This is a genomic window from Streptomyces sp. SID3212, from assembly GCF_009865405.1.
Taxonomy (GTDB): domain Bacteria; phylum Actinomycetota; class Actinomycetes; order Streptomycetales; family Streptomycetaceae; genus Streptomyces.
Map to the genome: position 1 here is coordinate 1 of NZ_WWJY01000468.1, position 1,749 is coordinate 1,749.

Below are 1,749 nucleotides of genomic sequence, written 5' to 3' on the forward strand. Positions count from 1 at the left end.
CCGCCACGAAGTCCGCCACGAAGTCCGCCACGAAGTCCGGCACGGACGACCCCGCGACCCGGGGCACCGGCAAGAACGTGCCCCGGCAGCCGGAGTCCGCCGACGACCCCGACGAACTCCTGCTCCGGCCCGACGGCCTCCCGCAGCGCCGTCGCCGTACCACCGCACGCGCCCTCCCCGAGGAACGCTCCGTGCCCGCGCCCCCCGTCCGCACCAGCCGCAACGTCGGGGCCTTCGCCCGGGGCGTCCGCAACGCACAAGACCGCCGTACTTCGGAATCAGAACGAGAGGACGACTGACCCATGACGAACTCAGTTTCCAAGGTGGGTGACCTCGGCTGGATTCTGGACGAGCTGCTCAGGACCCCCCACACGCTCCGCGCGATCCTGCTGTCCTCCGACGGGTTGATGTCCGCCTCCTCCGAGGGGGTCGAGCGGGACATGGCCGACCGGATGGCGGCCGCCGTCTCCGGCATGCAGGCGCTCAGCCGTGAGGCGGCCGAATTCGCCGACTGCGAGGGGGCGTGGGAGATGACCATGATCCAGTACCGGGGCGGCTACCTCTTCGCCATGGCCGCCGGGGACGGCTCCTACCTGGCGGTCTCCGCCGACGGGGACGCGGACGTCGAGAACGTGTCGTACGCGATGGAGGAGACGGTCGACCGGCTCGGCCAGCAATTGGGCATCGCCTCGCGGGTCGTCACAGGCGCCGGCTCGTGACTCCGCCGGCCCGGCAGGGCCGGGGCAGCGGCCTGGTGCGCCCGTACGTCGTCACGGGAGGCCGGTCCGCGCCCAGCCGCAACACGTTCGACGCCGTCACCCTCGTCATGATCCTCCAGAGCGACCTGTCCCGCGCCGAACTCACCCCGGAGCAGCGCGCGGTGCTCAACCTCTGTGGCCAGGGCGCCCTTTCGGTGGCGGAGATCGCGAGCCATCTGGAACTGCCGCTCAGTGTGCTGCGTATCGTGCTCGCCGACCTGATGGAGAGCGGTCACATCACCACACGGTCGACGATCCTGACGGCGAGGACGCTCGACCGAGACATCCTGGAGGCGGTCCTTGCTGGACTCCAAGCGCTTTGAATCCGCCGCCGGCACCCATCTGCGCGGCGACGAGACGGCCGTCAAGATCCTGGTCGCGGGCCATTTCGGGGTCGGCAAGACGACGTACGTGAAAACGTTGTCGGCCATCCGCCCCTTGCTCACCGAGGAGTTGATGACCACCGCGAGCGAGGGCACCGACGACCTCAGCGGGGTGCCGGGCAAGACCACGACGACGGTCGCGATGGACTTCGGGCGGCTCTCGCTCAGCGACGACCTGGTGCTGTACCTGTTCGGGGCGCCCGGGCAGGAACGCTTCTGGTCCGTCGTGGCGGACCTGTCGCGCGGCGCCCTCGGCGCGCTCGTGCTGGCCGACACCCGCAAGCTCGGGGACAGTTACCCGGTCCTGGGCCTGATGGAGGACCTCGGCCTGCCGTACGCGGTGGTGGTCAACCTCTTCGACGGCGCGCCCACGTACGAACTCCCCCAGCTCCGGGACGCGATGGACCTCGCGCCGGAGACGCCGCTGGTGATCTGTGACGCCCGCGACCACGCGAGCGCCAAGAACGCACTCGTCGAACTGGTCACCCACCTCCTCACCCTGACCCCGGAGCCCGCACGATGACCACGCCCGTCACTCCGGACTCCGCCGAGGCCGCCGCCCCGGACGCGCCCGCGACCCCGCCTGCGCCCGCGACCCCGCCTGCACC

The 1,749-nt window shown here is 70.9% G+C and carries 3 protein-coding genes and 1 pseudogene; all 4 read left to right on the forward strand.

What is annotated here, in order from left to right:
* Nucleotides 1-299 (forward strand): annotated as a pseudogene (locus GT042_RS13995) (hypothetical protein); the annotation flags it as partial.
* 3 nt (nt 300-302) lie between these two features.
* Nucleotides 303-719, forward strand: coding sequence for a roadblock/LC7 domain-containing protein (locus tag GT042_RS14000; protein ID WP_161309034.1), 417 nt, complete (start codon nt 303-305; stop codon nt 717-719).
* The gene (locus GT042_RS14005) at nt 716-1,081 is read left to right on the forward strand and encodes a DUF742 domain-containing protein (protein WP_327235900.1); all 366 of its coding nucleotides are present in this window, start codon (nt 716-718) and stop codon (nt 1,079-1,081) included. The genes GT042_RS14000 and GT042_RS14005 overlap by 4 nt, the downstream gene beginning before the upstream one ends.
* A complete protein-coding gene (locus tag GT042_RS14010) occupies nt 1,059-1,664 on the forward strand; it encodes an ATP/GTP-binding protein (RefSeq protein WP_237530787.1) in 606 nt (201 codons plus the stop codon). Before GT042_RS14005 ends, GT042_RS14010 begins: the two co-directional genes overlap by 23 nt.
* Nucleotides 1,665-1,749: the final 85 nt, after the last annotated feature.